Annotated in this window: 15 protein-coding genes; 8 read left to right on the top strand and 7 right to left on the bottom strand. The window is 72.0% G+C overall.

Going from position 1 to position 17,441, the window contains the following annotated elements:
• Positions 1 to 52: 52 nt before the first annotated feature.
• Positions 53 to 646 (top strand): globin family protein, encoded by a 594-nt coding sequence (locus AABA78_RS31500; RefSeq protein WP_338268864.1) that lies wholly within the window; start codon positions 53 to 55, stop codon positions 644 to 646.
• A 20-nt stretch (positions 647 to 666) separates the two neighbouring features.
• Complete coding sequence (locus AABA78_RS31495; RefSeq protein ID WP_338268862.1) at positions 667 to 1,422, top strand: hypothetical protein; 756 nt, start codon at positions 667 to 669, stop codon at positions 1,420 to 1,422.
• On the opposite strand, the gene AABA78_RS31490 is transcribed toward AABA78_RS31495, so the two are convergent.
• A complete protein-coding gene (locus AABA78_RS31490; RefSeq protein WP_338268860.1) occupies positions 1,414 to 1,884 on the bottom strand; it encodes an SRPBCC family protein in 471 nt (156 codons plus the stop codon). The two genes, AABA78_RS31495 and AABA78_RS31490, sit on opposite strands and share 9 nt — an antisense overlap.
• A 150-nt stretch (positions 1,885 to 2,034) precedes the next feature.
• On the opposite strand from AABA78_RS31490, the gene AABA78_RS31485 reads away from it, so the two are divergent.
• The 3 genes from AABA78_RS31485 to AABA78_RS31475 are packed head-to-tail and all read left to right on the top strand — an operon-like array spanning position 2,035 to position 7,312.
• A complete protein-coding gene (locus tag AABA78_RS31485) occupies positions 2,035 to 2,496 on the top strand; it encodes a bpX5 domain-containing protein (RefSeq protein WP_338268858.1) in 462 nt (153 codons plus the stop codon).
• Positions 2,493 to 4,304: a hypothetical protein gene (locus AABA78_RS31480; RefSeq protein ID WP_338268857.1), complete on the top strand. Its 1,812-nt coding sequence runs from the start codon at positions 2,493 to 2,495 to the stop codon at positions 4,302 to 4,304. Before AABA78_RS31485 ends, AABA78_RS31480 begins: the two co-directional genes overlap by 4 nt.
• Positions 4,301 to 7,312, top strand: a complete 3,012-nt coding sequence (locus tag AABA78_RS31475) for a bpX6 domain-containing protein (protein ID WP_338268855.1) — start codon at positions 4,301 to 4,303, stop codon at positions 7,310 to 7,312. Before AABA78_RS31480 ends, AABA78_RS31475 begins: the two co-directional genes overlap by 4 nt.
• Before the next feature lie 7 nt (positions 7,313 to 7,319).
• Here the strand turns inward: AABA78_RS31475 and AABA78_RS31470 are convergent, their stop codons facing one another.
• Positions 7,320 to 8,003: a response regulator gene (locus AABA78_RS31470; RefSeq protein ID WP_338268853.1), complete on the bottom strand. Its 684-nt coding sequence runs from the start codon at positions 8,001 to 8,003 to the stop codon at positions 7,320 to 7,322.
• 189 nt (positions 8,004 to 8,192) lie between these two features.
• On the opposite strand from AABA78_RS31470, the gene AABA78_RS31465 reads away from it, so the two are divergent.
• Together AABA78_RS31465 and AABA78_RS31460 are read left to right on the top strand one after the other, a co-directional pair.
• On the top strand, positions 8,193 to 8,429 hold the full coding sequence (locus AABA78_RS31465) for a hypothetical protein (protein ID WP_338268852.1): 237 nt from the start codon (positions 8,193 to 8,195) through the stop codon (positions 8,427 to 8,429).
• A 128-nt stretch (positions 8,430 to 8,557) separates the two neighbouring features.
• Complete coding sequence (locus AABA78_RS31460; RefSeq protein ID WP_338268850.1) at positions 8,558 to 10,480, top strand: sensor histidine kinase; 1,923 nt, start codon at positions 8,558 to 8,560, stop codon at positions 10,478 to 10,480.
• Here AABA78_RS31460 and AABA78_RS31455 read toward each other — a convergent pair.
• From AABA78_RS31455 to AABA78_RS31445, 3 genes are all read right to left on the bottom strand, one after another.
• The gene (locus AABA78_RS31455) at positions 10,474 to 10,854 is read right to left on the bottom strand and encodes a response regulator (protein WP_171415060.1); all 381 of its coding nucleotides are present in this window, start codon (positions 10,852 to 10,854) and stop codon (positions 10,474 to 10,476) included. The two genes, AABA78_RS31460 and AABA78_RS31455, sit on opposite strands and share 7 nt — an antisense overlap.
• 242 nt (positions 10,855 to 11,096) lie before the next feature.
• Positions 11,097 to 11,801 (bottom strand): LysM peptidoglycan-binding domain-containing protein, encoded by a 705-nt coding sequence (locus AABA78_RS31450; protein ID WP_338268847.1) that lies wholly within the window; start codon positions 11,799 to 11,801, stop codon positions 11,097 to 11,099.
• 239 nt (positions 11,802 to 12,040) lie between these two features.
• Entirely contained in the window at positions 12,041 to 12,355 is a 315-nt protein-coding gene (locus AABA78_RS31445) for a hypothetical protein (RefSeq protein WP_338268845.1), read from the bottom strand.
• 205 nt (positions 12,356 to 12,560) lie between these two features.
• Here AABA78_RS31445 and AABA78_RS31440 point away from each other — a divergent pair, with 205 nt between their 5' ends.
• The gene (locus AABA78_RS31440; RefSeq protein ID WP_338268843.1) at positions 12,561 to 13,664 is read left to right on the top strand and encodes a putative NPN-dependent ornithine cyclodeaminase; all 1,104 of its coding nucleotides are present in this window, start codon (positions 12,561 to 12,563) and stop codon (positions 13,662 to 13,664) included.
• Between the two features lie 179 nt (positions 13,665 to 13,843).
• On the opposite strand, the gene AABA78_RS31435 is transcribed toward AABA78_RS31440, so the two are convergent.
• Both AABA78_RS31435 and AABA78_RS31430 read right to left on the bottom strand, forming a co-directional pair.
• Positions 13,844 to 15,514 (bottom strand): ligand-binding sensor domain-containing protein, encoded by a 1,671-nt coding sequence (locus AABA78_RS31435; RefSeq protein ID WP_338268841.1) that lies wholly within the window; start codon positions 15,512 to 15,514, stop codon positions 13,844 to 13,846.
• A 78-nt stretch (positions 15,515 to 15,592) separates the two neighbouring features.
• Positions 15,593 to 17,410: an acyl-CoA dehydrogenase gene (locus AABA78_RS31430; protein WP_338268839.1), complete on the bottom strand. Its 1,818-nt coding sequence runs from the start codon at positions 17,408 to 17,410 to the stop codon at positions 15,593 to 15,595.
• Positions 17,411 to 17,441 lie beyond the last annotated feature (31 nt).

Genomic DNA, 17,441 nt, shown 5'->3' with positions numbered 1-17,441 from the left:
GCCGCCTTGGGCGCGGCGTGCCGAAGGCATTCCATCCACGGGAGGACACTTCATGCGAAACACCTTCGCGGCGCTGGCCCTTGCCTCGGCGGCCCTGCTGGCCGGCTGTGGCGACGACGACAACGACATGCCGGACGCGGGCACCGGCTACATGCCCACGGGCACGGGCCCGGGCACGTCGCTGCGCTGCACGAGCAGCAACAAGAACGCGTGGGACACGTTCGGGGCGAACGCGTTCGTCGCGGTGAACAAGGCCATCGTCGCGAAGACGCTGGCGGAGCTGAACGGCCCCAACGGCACGGCGAACCTGGGCGAGTCCTTCACCCATATCGGTGACGACAGCAAGGGCCCGGCCTACGCGGATGACGCGGCCACCTTCGAGGGCAAGCTCGCGGCGTTCCTCGTGTATGCCTATGGCGGTCCGGAATCCATCATGTACACGGATGGCAAGACGTACGCGGGCCCGCAGAACATGGCGGCGGCGCACCTGGGCATGGCCATCACCAACTCCCAGTACGACTACTTCATCGCGAACATGGTGGTGCCGGCGCTCACGGACAACGGCGTGACGAGCGCGGACGTGTCCTCCTGCTTCGCTCCCATCGTGACGGACGCGGCGTTCAAGGCGTCCATCGTCGGCAAGTAGCCAACACCCTGGAGGGCACCATGACCCGCTTCGTTTTCACGCGCGCCATGCGCCGCGTGCTGGTCTCCACCGTGGGCGTGGCCGGGCTGTTCACGGCGGTGATGGGCTTTGCCCATACGCCGTCCGGCCGGCCGCTCCTGAAGTGGATGGGGATGTCCATGCCCCAGGCCGCGTCCGCGGCGGGGTGCCCGCTGGGGTACGACGTGAAGCAGAGCCCCGAGCAGAAGGAGGCCGCGAGGCAGCGCTTCGCTGCCGCCTACCGGGGAGAGCACGCGGCGCTGGCCCGGCCCGCGCTGGGGTTCGACCTGGAGCGGACGACGCGCGAGGCGCTGCTCGAATGGGCGCAGGCGCACGGGGTGAAGTGCACGGTGCCGCGCAGCCAGGGGGACCTGGACTGCGCGGACGTCCCGGCGTCGCTGTTCCCGGGGCTGAATCGCGAGGCGGCCATCCGGAACCTGTGGGTGACGTTCGGCGCGGACGGCCGGCTGGTGGCCTTGATTGCCGTGAGCCGGGCGGCGGAGGCCGAGCCCATCAGCGCGACGTTCCGCGCGGCGAACGCGACGCTCGCGACGCTGGCGGGCCCGCCCCTGAAGCAGGACGGGGAGGGCAGCGTCGAGGAGCTGAAGCAGGGGCTCTTGCGGCAGGCGAGCGCGGAGTACCGCTTCCAGGACTTCTACGCGCTCACCCGCGTCACCAACATGGGGGATGGGTTCGTGCTGACGGAGGAGTACCGCGCCCTGCCGAAGCTCGCGGCGCGGGAGCTGCCGTCACGCTGAGGCGGGGGACTCCACGTACCGGGCAAGCTTCTCCAGGGACATCCGCCAGCCCAGTTCGTTGTCGGAGGAGGACACGACGGACGGAAGGCCTTCGTGCACGGCGACGAGGTCGGTGCCGCCGTCTTGCGCGTCGGTGAGCGTGAAGGTGATGCGCATCTCTCCCTGAAGCGCGGGGTCGGAGGTCTCGAACTCGGTAATCTCGACGACCTGTTCGTCTGGCACGAGCTTCACGAAGCGGCCGTGATGCGTGTCGGTGTGCGCGGTCGTCTTGCCGGTTTCCGTGGGCGCGTCGTAGGTGAGCGAGATGCGGAACGCGCCGCCCTCGCGGGGCTCGAATTCGTGCACGTGGCTGGTCATGCCGTCGGGCACCATCCACGTCGCGACCGCGCGGGCGTCGAGCAGGGCGCGGTAGACGCTCGAGCGAGGCGCCTTCAGGTGGTGGTGGATCCGGGTCGTGCTCATGCGGGGGAGCATGGGCAACGGCCCCGTGTGCTGTACAGCGGGAGGTTGGCGGACTGTCACGCGGGAGCGCTCACGCCGCTTCGCCCTCGGTGGGAGGCGTTCTAGAGTGCCGGCGTGATCAACGGGCGCGGGATGCGGAAGCAGGGCGTCATGGAGCCGCCACCGGAACCGGCCATCGCGGGGCTCCCCGTGCGCTGGCGACCGCGAGCCCTGCCCCTGGAGCCCCTGGGCGTAGCGGGCGTGGGGCCCGTGGCGCTCGCGCTGGGACACCGCGCATCGCGGGCGGAGGACGCGGTGCTGGCGTCTTGGAGCGGGGTCGCCGGGCCGGACGTGCTCGTGCTGCTGGGGAGCGCCGCGTCGCTGCCCTGGGTGGACGGCGCGGTGTATCTGGGACGTGATCCGCTGGCGCCCGCGCTGTTGCTCCCCTGCGCGCTGGAGCCGGACGTGGCGCCTTCGCTGCTGGAGCGGGCGCTGCTGGCAGGGCAGGGTGATGCGCCGCTCGCGGTGCTGCCCATGTCCGGCGTGCTCGTCTCCGTGGGGGCGGCCAAGCCCGTTGCGCGTGCCTCTCTGGCCGCGTGGTTGTCCGCCACGGACGTGGAGGCTGCTTCGTGACGACCGCGCTGCCTCCCGCGCTGCGACCGTGGGCGACGCAGTTGGCCCTCTTTCCGGAGGATCTGGCGCGGCATCTGGGGCCTCATGTGGCGCGGCTGTCGGCGGCGCTCGGGACGCTGCGGCCTCGCGGTGAGGCCGAGGGCGGTGAGCCCCAGGGATATGACGGGCTCTCCCGCCGGGGGAGCTTCGAGCGGCTGCTCGTCAGTGAATGGCTCTGGGCCCTGGAGGCGCCGGAGGAACTGGTGCGCCGCGCGGCGTTCGGCGAGCTGTCGTTCCTCAAGCCCGCGTTCCGTCAGCCCCAGGGCGCGCGACGCACCGTGGTGCTGCTGGACGTGGGACCGGATCAACTGGGCCTGCCGCGCATCGCGCACCTCGCGCTGCTGGTCGTGCTCGCGCGCCGGGCGGAGGCCGTGGGCGCGGCTTTCACCTGGGGCGCCCTCCAGACCGACCCTGCCCGTGCCACCCATGCGGGACTGAGCGGCACGTCGCTCCTCGCGTGGCTCGAAGCCCGTTGCTCCACGCCCGCGTCCGCGCAGCACCTGGCCACGTGGCGCGAGGCCCTGGACCTTTCACGAGCACCCGAGGACGTGTGGCTCGTGGGCTCCTCGCGCCTGGGCCGCCTGGAGGGCGCGGAGGGGATGTCCCGCGTGGAGGTCTCCGAACCGATGGAGCCCGGCGCGCACCGGCTCACCGTGGACGTGCGGCCCTCGGCGCGTGTGCCTCGTTCGGTGGTGCTGGAACTTCCCCCTCCGGACGACTGCCTGCGCCTGCTGCGCAACCCGTTCAATTCGAACCGCGCGCCGTCGGCGTGGCTGCCACGCACGGCCGACCGGCGCATCGTGAAGTTCTCCTTCTCCGGAGAGGGCCGGCGCGTGCTGCTGTTCTCCTCGAATGGCGGCGTCGAAGCCATGGCGGTGCCGCATTCTCCGCGCGCCACCCTGCCCAAGCCCCGGCGCGTGCAGGTGCCTCCCGGGCAGCGTGTCGTCGCGGCGGGATGGCGCTCCAGGGGTGGGTTGCTGGTGCTCGCGCGTCACCTGGGCACCTACGTGATGCATGGGCAGGTGCATACGCCGAAGGGTTTCCGGAAGGCGCGCTACCACGCGACGGATGAGCTCGGGCGGCCGGACACCGTGGCGGGCGCGCTGCCGTTGAGCCTCTTGAGCTGGGTGGATCCACAAGGGCAGGAGCACCTGTGGTTGAAGGATGGCAAGGACCGGTTGCTCTCACTGCCGCCGCCTGCTTCGGAGGGGACCTCGGCGCTCGTGGTGGAGGAGGAGCAGGTCTCCGCGATGGCGGAGGTGAACTCGCGCCCGGTCTGCGTGCTGCGGCCCCAGGGCGAGGGACGGGCCACCATCTCGCGGATAAAGGTGCTGGGCGAGGAGCCGGCCCGCAGGGTTCCACTCAATGCGCGGCAGGGCGAGGCGTACTTCGGCTACTCGCCGTCGGGGGCACATCCCGATGCGGGGTTGCTCGCGGTGCGTGACAAGGAGCTGGATTGGCGGCTGTTCCTGGACACGGGCGTGTCGGTCCTCTCCGTGCCAGAGAGATACCGCGTGATGGGCGTGGTGCAGCCTCCCGCTCCGTCACCGCCCGGCCTGCTCGCGTTGGCTCCGGATCAACGCACCTTCCACTTCTTCTCGCGCGAGTCTTCACGGGTGCTCGCGGTGGCCAGTGGCCCCGTGGTGCAGGCCGCGGCGAGCCACGGGCAGCCGGCGTTCGGGTGGCTGACGCAGGCGGGTGAGTTCGTGTTGTGGGACCTGATGGAGCAGGCGGTGCTGTACCGCTCCGTTCCGGAGGCCACGTCGTGAGCCCCGTGTCCGGAGTCGTGCGTCCTCGTGCCCACGTGCATCGGGGCACCGTGGTGGCGGCGGCCTGGTGGTTCCATCCCGGAACGCTGGGCGAGGTCGAGGCACGCCGCCGCGTGCTCGCTGCGTGGAGGCCCGGCGCCACGGTCTGGGCGCTGGCGGGTGGGCACCTGTTGAAGCTGGCGGCGCCGTGCAAGTGCGCGGTGGAGGCCGCGCCCGGGCTGCCCCTGGTGCTGGAGGCCGGCGTGCTCACCAGCGCGCCGCTGAGCGCGAAGGAGCGCGAGCGATTGGCTCCGCCCGCGGGAGCCGTCGTGCTGGTGCATGCGGGCGTCGCGCGGATGTACGTGCCCGGGGAGCTGCGCCAGGTGGATCCGGGGGCGTGGCTGGACGTGTCGGCGTGGCGGCGCGTGCGGGTGAAGGGACTCGGAGCGCCGCCTCCGCCCATGCAGAGCGCGCTGGAGCCCCTGCCTCCACCCACGCGTGAGTGGTTCGGACCGAAGGTGCCCGCGCTCGCGCCCGAAGCGGAGCGCATGCTGGCGCGCATGGCCGGGAGGGAAGTCCCGGTGGCACGCGAGGGCCTCTTCGCGCGCCTGCGACGGGCCTTCTCACAGAAGCCCGGTGAAGCCACGCTGACCGTCCGCCGTGAAGGCCTGTTCACACGGCTGCGCCGGGCCTTCCGCTTGGACACGGAAGGTGCATCGAACACCGTGACCGTGGGGCGCGCGGGATTGCTCGACCGGCTGCGGAGCGCGTTGTCTCCAGGTGCCTCCGGCCCGGGCGCATCCAGCCCCGGCTTGTGGCAGCGACTCTTCGGCTCCGGCTCCGCGTCCGCTGGCTCCGCGTCCGCCTCGGGCGCCGATGCACGGCCGGGTTGGTTCTCACGGCTCCTCGCCGGGATGCGCGGGCGCGACAGGGCCACGGCTTCGCGGCAGGGCTCGCTGCCCGCACCGGGCGCCAGCGCACGCCCCGCCGAACCCGAAGGCCCCGGCGCGCTGGAGCGACTCAAGGCGTGGATGCTCCAGAACACGCCCCTGGGGCAGCTCGTGGGGCAGCGCAAGGGCGACTACCTTCGCCGCCTCTTCGAGCTCTTCGAGGAGGGCAACCTCGACGAAGCCCTGCGCCATGCCATCCCCCTGGGCAAGGACCTGGACGAACGCGCCCGGCTCGCGCTCGGAGTTCCCGGACCGCGTGAGGAGCTGCGCATCCAGCCTCATGGCCGCAGCGGTGCCGCGCAATCGTTCGGCGGTGGCCCCGCCCTGTTCGAGGCCCTGCGCGAGCGCTACCGCGAGACCTTCCGCCGCCTGGAGCGCGAAGGCCGCATCGACGAGGCCGCCTTCGTGCTCGCGGAGCTGCTGGACGCGACCGAGGAGGCCGTGTCCTTCCTGGAGCGCCACGGCCGCCTCCAGCTCGCGGCGGAGCTCGCCGAGGGCCGCGACCTCCCCGCGAGCCTCGTGGTGCGCCAGTGGTTCCTCGCGAAGGACGTGGCGCGCGCGGTGTCCATCGCACGGCGCTCGGGCGTGTTCGCGGACGCGGTGCTGCGACTGGAGAAGACGCACCCCGCCGAAGCCCAGGCCCTGCGCCTGCTGTGGGCGGAGTCGCTCGCGGAGGCCGGTGACTGGGCGCGCGCGGTGGACGCCGTGTGGCCCGTCAGCTTCGCGCGCCACCTCGCGCGGGCCTGGGTGGACCGAGGCATCCAGGCCGGTGGCATGAGCGGCGCGAAGCTCCTGGCGCGCCTGTCGCTCGGGTTCCCGGACGGCTTCGGCGCCGCGCGCGAGGACATCCAGGACCTGCTGTCGGACGACGCCCCCGCACGCGCACCGGAGCGCCTGGCCTTCGCCACGGAGCTGCTGCGCGAGGCCGCCTCCCCTGCGCGGAGCTCGCTCCTCGTTCCCACCCTCCGCGCGCTGATGCGCGACGAAGCCGCGGACGTCCTCCCTTCCAACGCCAGACTCCTCCAGCAGCTGCGCGCCCTGAAGGACCCGGCGATGGACGCGCTGCGCACGGACCTGCCCACGCCACTGCCCTCCCTCCGGCGCCCCTGGGCCGAAGCGAACGACCTGCCTCCGGTGCGCGTGTGGATGGACCGCAACGACGCGGGCGCCCACGCCGTGCATGACGCCGTGGTGCTGCCGGGACGGCGCGTGCTGCTCGCGCTGGGGGAGGCGGGCGCGCGGCTGGTGGGCTCGGACGGACGCACGCTCGCGAACTTCGACGTGCCGGCGTTCTCGCTCGTCGTGTCCACGCAGGGCGACCGCGCGCTCGCGCTGGCGCGCCGGGGCGACCTGTGGCGCCTGTCGCGGCTGGACCTGGTGGAGCGCCGGGCCACGCGCGGGGGCGACACGGAGCTGGACGCGTGGGCCCCCACCTACGACGGGGAGCGGTGGTTCACCGCCGTGCGCGACACCGTGAGCATGGTGGACACGCTCGCCGCCGAGCCGCGCTCCCTGTGGCGCGTGTCCCAGGTGGGCGGCACCGTGCTGAAGCTGGCCGTCGACGCGCAGCACCTGTCCTTCCTCGTCCTGCACCTCTCCCCGGGCCAGGACTTCGAGCGGCTGGAGCGCTGGAGCTACGTGCTGGCGGGCGGTCCCACCCTGCGCGGGCGCACGAACATGCCGGACCTGGCGGGAGCGCCGGACGCCCTCGCGCTCACGCCCGACGGCGAGGCGGTGGCCGGGCGCATCGCGGTGCCCGAAGGCGCGGGGGCCGGCCCCTGGTCCTACCTGGCCCCCATCGCCGCGCGGCGCTTCCACATCCCGTCCCCGCAGGGTGAGGAGCGCGTGGGCGCGGTGCTCGGGCAGGCCTGGAGCGTGACGCGCTTCCAGAAGGGCGAGCTGCACACGGCCGTCCTGCGCGACCTCGCCGGCCACACGCGCGCCACGGTGGAGTTCTCCGGCACCCCGCCCCAGGTCGTGCGCCTCACGGAGGAGTGGTGCGCCGTGCACGACCTGTTCGGCCGCGTGGTGTGGCTGGACCTGACGTCCGGTGAGGTCCACCGCGTGCCGGTGGTGTGAGCCCGCGTCAGGAGTAGCGCAGGTGGCTGGGCACGATGACCATGCTCGCGGTCAGCGCGCAGGCGTCGTCGTCCACCTCCAGCACCACGCGCACGCCCTCCACCGTCACCAGCAGCAGGGGCTGCTCGCTGTGCAGCGCCATCAGCCAGGACGACGCCAGCGGCAGCTCCGTGGCGGACAGCTCCGCGGCGCGCAGCAGGTGCACGCGCACCGCGTGACGGACCGGGGCCGGCAGCGCGTGCAGCGCGTAGAGCGATTCGTCGGGCAGCCGCAGCGAATACGGCATGCGCGGCGGCTCCTGGCGCCCGGGCAGCTGGCGCAGCCGCTCCGCCAGCTCCTCCACCAGCGCCTCCGGCCGCGGCGGCTTGTGCAGGAAGCCCGCCACCCCTTGCAGCGGTACGTCCGGCGTGCCGCTCCCCGTGGACATCATCATCACCGTCAGGTGCCGCAGCCGCGAGTCCGTGCGCAGCTGGCCGTACAGCTCCCATCCATCCAGCCGGGGCAACACCAGGTCCAACAGGATGAGGTCCGGGTGCTGCGCGCGCGGGCGATGACGCAGCCAGTGCAGCGCCTCCGCGCCGTCCGACACGGACGACACCCGGAAGCCCGCTTCGCTCGCGGCCCGGCCCACCCCTTCCCGCCACGTCCGATCGTCCTCGACCAGCAGCAGGTGACGGACGCCCAGGGCCATCCCTCGATTTGACCCGCTTTTCCTTGGTTTCTTGCAGTGGACCCGGGTCTGACGGGAATCCCAGCGTCGCCTGCCCGACAGTGTGCCCCGGGGACTGTTCCCCCCAGACGCTCAGCGTCCGACAGCCTTTGTCACCGCCCCACTGTCATCTTGCAGTTGGGCTGTAGATGCACACCCTTCGCGGCGCTCATGGCCTACCGCTGCCAGCTGGAACTCCCGGTGGTGCGCACGCTCACGGCGTGTCCGCCCGCCGTGCGCGAGCGCCTTCAAGGGGAGCTGGGGGCGCTCGTCAGCCGGATGCCGTCGCTGCCGGTGACGGCGTCCGGGCGCGAGGGTGTGGCGGTGCTCGCGTGCGGCTTCCAGGTCCGCTACCGCATGGAGCCAGGCACGGGGCTCCTGCGGTTGACCGCCCTGCGGCCTCTGTGACTCGTCCGTTCGCCTACCTCCTGACACGGGGACAGACGGTCCTTGTGGCAGCGGGAGCGGGGGCCTAAGTCGGTGGGGCCCTTTCGCTCTGCCCACCCCAAGGCCCTTCGCCCCCGAGTCCGCGCACCGTGCCCCTGTCCCTCGCCGACTTCCTCTTCCAGTCCCGCGACGTCCTCCAGGACGCATGGCTCCACGAAGCGCCCGGCTCCGGCGACACCTTCTCCCACGGGCTGTCCGCGGTGGCGGCCCGGATGGCGAACCCGGACGCGCGCGTCGCCGACGCCCTGGCGCGCGAGCTGTCGCTCCTGGTGCAGGGCTCCGACGGGCACCCCACGACGACGAACTTCCGGCGCCTGCGCGACACGGTGCTGCGGCTGTGGCGCGAGCGCGGCGGCGCGGGCCCGGGTGACGAGGACCAGGTGGAGCGCTTCCACGACGCCGTGGACGCGGTGGAGGCCGCGGCGCTGGAGGCGCACGTCCAGGCCCGGCTGCTCGCGTCGCGCGAGGCGGCGGAGGCGGCGCGCGAGCGGGGCGCCCCGGACACGGCCGGGCCCGGGCGCTGGGAGGACATCTTCACGCACCTGGGTGTGGGCGTGGCGGTGATGGGCGCGGAGGACAGCACGTTCATGGCGGCGAACCCCGCGCTCGCGCGCATGCACGGGCAGCCCGCCGAAGCGCTGAAGGGCCTGAAGCTGGAGGACCTGGTGGCGCCCGAGTCCCGGGGCGCGCTGCCCCGGCACATGGCCGCCGCCAGCTCCAAGCCGTTCCACGAATACGAAGCGCTGCACCTGCGCCGCGACGGCAGCCGCTTCCCCGCGTTCGTGCACGTGACGTCCCTGCGGGACGCGACGGGCCGCCGCGTGGGCCGCGCCGCCACGGTGCTGGACATCACCCAGCGCCGTCAGGCGGAGGCCGAGCGCCAGCGCCTGCTGGCCACCATCGAGGCGGAGCGCGCGCGGCTGGCGGCGGTGCTGGACCAGCTCCCCGCGGGAGTGCTCATCGCGGAGGCGCCCAGCGGCCGGCTGCTGTTGGGCAACCGCGCGCTGGAGTCGCTGCTGGGCCATCCGTTCCGGCCCTCGGCCAGCCTCGCGGACTACGAGTCGTCACACCAGATCTTCTCCGCGGAGAACGAGCCGCTGGCGGACGACGCGTGGCCCATGGCCCGTGCGCTGCGCACCGGCGAGACGCGCCAGGCGGAGCCGCTCCAGGTGCGCCGGCCGGACGGCACCACCGCGCACCTCCTGGGCTCCAGCGCGCCCGTGCGCGACCGGGACAACCAGATTGTCGCGGGCGTCGTCACGCTGGTGGACGTCACCGAGCGCCGCCGCGCGGAAGAGGCCGCGCGGGAAGCGGCGCAGTTCGGCGAGCGGCTCATCGCCATCGTCAGCCACGACCTGAGAAACCCCCTCAACGCCATCCAGCTGTCCGTCACCAAGCTCCTGCACGGCGACGCGCTCCAGGAGCGTGACCGCAAGGCGGTGTCCCGCATCGCGCGCTCCGGCGAGCGCATGGCGCGGATGATTTCGGAGCTGCTCGACTTCACCCGCAGCCGGCTGGGCGGCGGCATCCCCATCGAGCGGGTGCCCGGCGACGTGCGCATGGTGGTGCGCCAGGCGGTGGAGGAGCTGGAGGCGGCGTGGCCGGAGCGCTCGCTCACGCTGCACGTGGGCTCGGGCCGCTACGACGGCGCCTGGGACGCGGACCGGCTGCTCCAGGTGGTGAGCAACCTGGGCGGCAACGCGCTCCAGTACAGCCCGCCGGACTCCCCCGTGCGCTTCAGCCTGACGGACGCGGACGCGCACGTGGTGCTGGAGGTGCAGAACGGCGGAGACCCCATCCCGCCGGACCTGCTGCCGCGCCTGTTCGACCCCTTCCGGCGCGGCGCGGGAGGCAACACGCACGGCGGCCTGGGGCTGGGGCTCTACATCGTCGAACAGGTGGTGAAGGGCCACGGGGGCCGCATCGAGGTGCGCTCGCGTGCGTCCGAGGGCACCGTCTTCCGCGTCGTCCTGCCCCGCGAGCCGGCGTCGCCCGCGGTGCCGGCTCAGTAGGCGGCGGCTAACTGCGACTGCGAGCGGAACGGCTCCAGCGCGCGCATCAGGTCGTCCAGGTCCAGCGGCTTGGGGATGGACGCCCGGATGCCCTGGGGCACGGGGCGGGTGGCGCCCGCGCCCGACACGACGATGACGGGCAGGTTCTTGAGGCGCGGCTCCTTCTGCACGCGCTCCATCAGCTCCCAGCCGCTCATCACCGGCATCATCAGGTCCAGCAGCATCACGTCCGGCGTGGGGCCGCGCCGGAGGCGCTCCCAGGCGTGCAGGCCGTTGCCGGCGACCTCCACGGCGAATCCTTCCAGCGTGAGGAACTCCTCCAGCATCTCACGGCTGTCGACATGGTCTTCCACGAGGAGGATGAGGCTTCGCATGGCTGTGGGAAGACTCCCTCCGTCTTGCCACGGCCGCAAAGACCCCGTGTCCAGGGAACGTCCAACCCTGGACGCTAGGCCACGTGCAATGTGCGGCCGGCGCCAGTCCGGGTGCCCGCGAGGGCAGGCGGGCGCTCCGGACCCGGGGCCCATCCCTGGAAAAGCGGATGGGGCCTCCCCCTTCCAGGCGCCAGGGCGCGGAAGGCGAAGGCCCCACCGGGGACCACGGCTCCAGGGGTTGTTCAGCCCTGGTACTGGTGCACGGACATGATGGGGTAGTTCATCGACGTGAGGCTGATGCGCTGCGAGCCGTCCGAGTTCACGTTGTTGGAGCCGATGAACTGGGGCTTGCCGTCCTTCCAGCCCGCGAACATCACCACGTGCTGGCCGCTGCCCACCCTCATGGAGACGACGTCGCCGGGCTTCGCGTCCTTCAGGTCCACGCGCTTGAAGTTCGGGTCGCGGTCCAGGTTCCCCTGGAGCGTCATCACGGACGCGCTGTGCTGGCTGTCCTTGATCTGCCCGGCCTGCTCCAGGCACGCGGAGACGAAGTTGGCGCAGTTGACGTTGTTGGGGACCCAGTCCTCCATGTCCGCGCCCACGCCGCTGGTCTCCAGCTTCAGCGAGCCGGCGTTCTTGCCCATGTGCGACATCGCGATGTCGAACGGGCTGCCACCGGGGCCCCGCGTGCCCGGGCCCGCGCCGCCCGGAGGCGCCGTCACGTTGCCGGCGCCGCTGGAGCCGCCGGAGCCGCCGCCGCGCACGCCCTGGCCCTGGGTGCCGGGCTCGAAGCTGTCGCGCGAGCCGGGGATGTTCAGCGTGTTGCCCGTGTAGATGAGGTCCTTGTTGGTGACCTGCGGATTGGCCTTCATCAGCGCGTCCACGGAGGTGCCGTAGCGCTTGGCCAGACCAGAGAGGGTGTCACCAGATTGGATGCGGTAGCTCATGGGGGGCTCCGGGAAGGGGAGCAGTGACCCGACCTCGGTCACCGGCTGCGATTGTTTCCATTCTCGGCATTCAAGAACCCGGGTTGCGTCCCCCACCTGCTTTTCACCCCAGGCACGCACATGGCGTGCACGAAGCGCACCCGGAGCGGAATCCGGCCCCTGAAACAGCTGCGCACCGGCGACAGGACCCCGGTGGGCCGCCCGGGGAGGCCCTGTCGCGGTGCGCAATTCCCGGGGAGCTAGCGGCTCTGGCCGTCGTGCTTCTGGTGGGCGATGCGGCGGCTGAGGGCGTCCTGCTTCGCGTCGATGCGGGCGCGCTCGGCGGCGTCCAGGTGGCCGTCGTCCCGGCGGTCCTGGCGGATTTCGCGCTGGACGGCGCGGTGCTGGCGCTCCAGGCGCGCGGCCTCGCGGCCCGTGAGCTCGCCGCTCTTCACGCCCTGCTTGATGCGCTGCTGCTGGTTCACCTGCCGCTTGTCGGCCTCCGCGGCCACGGCCGGCAGCGCCACCGTCAGGCCCAGCACCGCCGCGAGCATCCCCAGTCCGTTGCGCTTCATGGTGTGTCCTCCTCCAGGTGCGCGGGCGTTGGTGCCAGCGCGTCGTTCTTGAGGAAATGAACCCGGGATTCGCGCGGTGGTTGCGGGGCGTGCGCTTGACGGGGTGCGTCCAGGTGGGTGGGCCTTATGAAAGGGGAAACATTCCGAGGGGATGGCGGCATGCGCCACGCTTGAACGGGTGGGAGGGCCCGCGCATGGTGGCGGGGTGACGACCATTGCTCATCCCGACTTCACGGCGGCGCGGTTCGCCAGCTACCCGGACGCGCGCTTCACCCCGGCGCCAGCGGACGGCGTGCTGCCGGAGGGCTTCTTCACGACGACGAACCTGCCCACGTACGTGCGGGTGGAGGGGCGGTGGCGGATGCCGCGCGAGCCGCGCATGGACGGCGCGCTGGTGCTGGACGCGCAGGGGGAGCTCTGGGTGCGCGAGGGCCGGCGGGTGCGCGCGGGGGAGCGGGTGGTGGTGGGGAAGGCGGAGGACGGCAGTGAAGGCGTCTACGTGAACATGGCCTACTTGGCGGAGGGCGGGGAGGGCGAGTTCAAGTTCATGACGAGCGAGGTGTCGCGCGAGAAGCCCATCGACTACGCGCACATGGCGCGGCTGCTGGTGGAGGAGCGCGAGCGGGGCGGCTATCCCATCTGGGTGACGGGGCCGGCGCTGGTGCACTCGCGGGCGCGAGCGGACATGACGTGGTTCGTGGAGAACGGCTTCGTGGGGGCGCTGCTCGCGGGCAACGCGGTGGCGGTGCACGACATCGAGGCGTCCATCTACGGCACGACGCTGGGGATGAGCGGCGCGGGCGAGGCGACGTCGGGTGGGCACGGGCTGCACATGCGCGCCATCAACCGGGTGCGGCAGGCGGGCTCTATCGCGAAGGCGGTGGAGGCGGGCGTCATCACCAACGGCATCATGCACGCGTGCGTGAAGCACGGGGTGCCGTTCGTGCTGACGGGGTCCATCCGGGATGACGGGCCGTTGCCGGACGTGGTGACGGACAACCTGGCGGCGCAGGACGCGATGCGCAGGCACGCGGTGAAGGCGACGATGGCGGTGCTCATCGCCACGGCGCTGCACGCCATCGCGACGGGGAACATGCTGCCGGCGTTCGTGACGGAGAAGGACGGAAGCCTGCGCGAGCTGCCCACCATCTGCGTGGACTCGTCCGAGTTCGTGGTGAGCAAGCTGAAGGACCGGGGCACGCACCAGGCCTTCGGCGTGGTGACGAACGCGCAGGACTTCATGCACATCCTGCGCCTGTACGTGGAGCGCGAGCTGGCGGCGCGTGGCGCGGCGCCAAAACCGGGATAAGCGACGGGGCCGGGCGGCCGACCTGGCCCAACTGGTCCGACTGTCGGACAGGTTTCCGTTGTCCGATGGGGCGGAGGCTCCCCCGGCCGTGGTTCTCCGAACTGGTCCGACTGTCGGACCAGTTCGGGCGGCGCGGCACCGACGGGGCGGCCTCGTGGGCTTCTCACCTTCTCAACGATTCAGCGCCGGCTGAGCGCGGGAGCGGTCAGGGGCTTCCAGGCAGCGCTCGAGAGTCCGCCCTCGGTGCCAAAGAGGGCGGAGTCGCCCTCCGGGAGCACCGCGTAGACGCGCGGATCCGCGAGCTTCGGCAGCGCGTGCACCTCGCCCGTGCCCGCGTCGAAGTACGACGCGCCGAGCAGCGTGCCCACCACCGCGCCCCCGGGCACGAGCGCGGCGGAGACGATGGCGGGGGAGGGCAGGCCGGACGCCGTGCGCACGCGGGTCCACTTCGCGCCGTCGAAGTAGCTGAAGCCGTCCTGGCAGGTGCCCGCGACGGCGCGCCCTTGCGCGTCGGTGGACAGCGCGGTGATCCAGTTGTCGGTGAGGTCGCGACCGTCGTGGAAGCGCTGCCACTTCTCGCCGTCCCAGCGCAGCAGGCCCCGGTCCTCGCTGCCCATCCACAGGAAGCGGCCCGCGCCTTCACCCACGGAGGGATGCTTGCTCCACTCCTTGGGCAGGGGCATCCGCTTCACCAGGGACAGGGGGGAGGCGCCGGGGGTGATCAGGGACACGCCCCGGCCATCCACCAGCGCCACGCCGCCGTCGACCTGTGACACGTTGAGCACGGACAGCTTCCCCAGGGCCACGGGGTTGCGAGCCCCATACGCCACCTGCGTCCACGCCTTGCCGTCATGGAAGCCCAGGCCGTACGTGGTGGCGACGTAGAGGTTCACGCCGTCGCTGGTGATGCCCAGCACCTGGTCGCTGGGGAGCGAAGGCGCGCGGACGGTCTGCCACCGGCCATCCTCACGCTGGATGCAGACGCCCCGGTCGAACGTGCCCACCACGAGCTGGTTCTGATGCCGGGCCAGCGCGGTGATGTGATTGCCGCAGAGCTGCCCGGTGGGGGTGATACGGCGCCACCCCTTCTTGCCCTGGAGGAACACGCCAGAGGCCCGCGTGCCCGCCCAGCCATCGCGCAGCACGGTGGCGCCCTTGGGAACGCTCACGGCCTGGAGTGGCACGGACTCCGTCTCCCACGCGTGTACCTCGCCGTGACTGCCCACGATGCGCACGCCCTGCTCCGTCATGGCGAACGACAGCGGCCCGGTGGGCAGGTCGCGCAGCGCGGTGAGCCGCCCGCTGGCGTTGATGGAGAACGCGCCCTCGGTGGTGCCCACGTCCACGCCGTCGCGCGTGTCGGAGATGAACCGCACCGGTCCCGGCAGTGACCACGCGCGCCCGGTGCCCAGTTCGAACAGGCGCCCCTCCGCCGTGCCCGCGAAGCGGGGCGAGAACGCCGTGTACGCGGGGCCCGGCGTCAGCACCGCGGCCAGTGACTCCAGCCGGCTCACGTAGTCCGGGGTGCTCGCGTCCTCGGCGGCGGGCAGCGCCTGCCAGCGCACGTCCAGCACCGGCGTCACGTGGAAGCGCGTGTCCAGCGACACGAGCCCTTCATCCGTGGCCACGAAGAGCCGGTCGCCCGTGGACTCCAGCGCGCGGCAGAAGTGGCTGGGCAGCCCGTCCTCCACCGTGAGCACCCGCACCGGCCGGCCGGCCGGAGTGAACAGCTCCAGGCCGCCTTCGGTGCACGCGACGACGTGGCCGCCGAACGGCTCCAGGTCGTGCACGGTCTCGGTGTTGGTGACGGTGGCCGCCAGGGTCAGCGCGGTGAGGGTGGAGAGCATCATGCTCCACCCCCACTGCGAACTCCGGGCCAGGGCCGTGTGTCTCCCCGGAGCCACACCCGAGGCCCGGAGCCAGCGCGCCTAGAACGACTCTTCCGCCACGTCCATCAGGTCCAGGTTGCCGTTCTCCACCATGCGCGCGGCGTGGGCGATGCCGGGCAGCACCTCGTGGCAGAACCACCGGGCGCTGGCCACCTTGCCGCTGTAGAACGCCTTGTCGCCGGGGTTCGACTTCATCCGCTCCAGCGCCACGGCCGCGTGGCGCACCAGCAGCCAGCCGATGACCACCTCCGCCACGGCGAACAGCACGCGGTTGCCCTGGAAGCCCACGTGGTAGACGGACTCGCCCAGCTTGCCCATCAGCGTGCCGAGCAGCGTCTCCAGGTGCCCCAGCGCCTCCGCCAGCGCGGCGCGCTCGGTCTTCAGCTCCGGGCCGCCCTCGTTGCCTTCCGCCGTCTCGCGGATGCGGCCCAGCAGGCCGGACAGCGTCGCGCCGCCGTCGCGCGCCACCTTGCGCATCAGCAGGTCCAACGCCTGGATGTGCGTGGTGCCCTCGTAGAGCGAGTCGATCTTCTGGTCCCGGATGTACTGCTCCACCGGGTAGTCCGTCAGGAAGCCTGAACCGCCGTGCACCTGGAGCGACAGGGACAACAGCTCATACGCCTTCTCCGAGCTGTACCCCTTCACCAGCGGCAGCAGCATGTCGTTGAGCACGTCCGCCTCGCCCGCCGCCGTGGAGCGGTGGCCGCCCTGCAGCTCCACCTGGTCCTGCACGGACGCGGTGAACAGCGCCAGCGCGCGCAGGCCCTCCGCGTGCGCCTTCTGCGCCATCAGCATGCGGCGCACGTCCGGGTGCTGGAGGATGCTCACGCGCGGCGCGGACTTGTCGCGCGCCTTCGCCAGGTCGCTGCCCTGCACGCGGTCCTTCGCGAACGACAGCGCGCGGAAGTAGCCCGCGGACAGCGCGGCCATGGACTTGAGGCCCACCGCCATGCGCGCGTTCTCGATGATGTGGAACATCTGCCGGATGCCGTCGTGCACGTCGCCCAGCAGCAGGCCGCGCGTGGGCTTGCCGTCGCCGAACGTCAGCTCGCACGTGACGGACCCCTTCAGGCCCATCTTCTTCTCCAGCTTCGTGCAGACGACGTTGTTGTGCTCGCCCAGGCTGCCGTCCTCGTTCACCCAGAACTTGGGCACCACGAACAGCGACAGGCCCTTGGTGCCCGGCGCCGCGCCGTCCGGCCGCGCGAGCACCATGTGGATGATGTTCTCCGCGATGTCCGACTCGCCGTTGGTGATGAAGCGCTTGACGCCTTCAATCTCCCAGACGTCGCCGTTCACCTGACGGGCCTTGGTGCGCGCGGCGCCCACGTCGCTGCCCGCGTCCGGCTCCGTCAGCACCATGGACCCGCTCCAACGCTTGTCCAGGATGTGCGGCAGGAAGCGCTGCTTCTGCGACTCCGTGCCCAGCTTGTCGATGACGCGCGCGAGCAGGTTGCCCAGCGTGAAGAACGCCAGCGCGGGGTTGCTGCCCAGGAGCAGCTCGAACGCGGCCCAGCCCAGCGACGGCGGCGCGCCCAGGCCGCCCAGGTGCGTGGGCGTCTCCAAGAGGTGCATGCCCGCGTCGTAGTAGGCGCCCATCGCGGCCTTGAGGCCGGGGGGCAGCTTCACCTCGCCGTTCACCAGCTTCGGCGGGTTGTGCTCGGACTCGTCGAAGCTCTTCGCCAGTTCCTGCGTGCACAGCTGGGCGAAGGTCTCCAGCGTCTGCCGGGCCGCCGTCTCGTCCAGGTCCCCGAAGGGGCCCTTGCCCAACGACGTGCGGCCGATGTCCAGGAACTCGAAGAGGTTGAACTCAATATCGCGGAGGTTGGGCGTGTAGTGCAGGGACGACGACGACATCGGAAGACTCCTCGCGGCCTGGGCGAAAGAA

The sequence above is a fragment of the Corallococcus caeni genome (assembly GCF_036245865.1).
GTDB classification, from domain to species: Bacteria; Myxococcota; Myxococcia; order Myxococcales; family Myxococcaceae; genus Corallococcus; species Corallococcus caeni.
The sequence above is the reverse complement of the archived record's forward strand: the minus strand, read 5'-3'. Positions and strand labels throughout refer to the sequence as shown.

Coding starts and splice junctions, on each gene's coding strand:
- AABA78_RS31500 (WP_338268864.1), top strand. CDS start 53: ATGCGAAACACCTTCGCGGCGCTGGCCCTTGCCTCGGCGGCCCTGCTG.
- AABA78_RS31495 (WP_338268862.1), top strand. CDS start 667: ATGACCCGCTTCGTTTTCACGCGCGCCATGCGCCGCGTGCTGGTCTCC.
- AABA78_RS31490 (WP_338268860.1), bottom strand. CDS start 1,884: ATGAGCACGACCCGGATCCACCACCACCTGAAGGCGCCTCGCTCGAGC.
- AABA78_RS31485 (WP_338268858.1), top strand. CDS start 2,035: ATGGAGCCGCCACCGGAACCGGCCATCGCGGGGCTCCCCGTGCGCTGG.
- AABA78_RS31470 (WP_338268853.1), bottom strand. CDS start 8,003: ATGGCCCTGGGCGTCCGTCACCTGCTGCTGGTCGAGGACGATCGGACG.
- AABA78_RS31465 (WP_338268852.1), top strand. CDS start 8,193: ATGGCCTACCGCTGCCAGCTGGAACTCCCGGTGGTGCGCACGCTCACG.
- AABA78_RS31455 (WP_171415060.1), bottom strand. CDS start 10,854: ATGCGAAGCCTCATCCTCCTCGTGGAAGACCATGTCGACAGCCGTGAG.
- AABA78_RS31450 (WP_338268847.1), bottom strand. CDS start 11,801: ATGAGCTACCGCATCCAATCTGGTGACACCCTCTCTGGTCTGGCCAAG.
- AABA78_RS31445 (WP_338268845.1), bottom strand. CDS start 12,355: ATGAAGCGCAACGGACTGGGGATGCTCGCGGCGGTGCTGGGCCTGACG.
- AABA78_RS31435 (WP_338268841.1), bottom strand. CDS start 15,514: ATGATGCTCTCCACCCTCACCGCGCTGACCCTGGCGGCCACCGTCACC.
- AABA78_RS31430 (WP_338268839.1), bottom strand. CDS start 17,410: ATGTCGTCGTCGTCCCTGCACTACACGCCCAACCTCCGCGATATTGAG.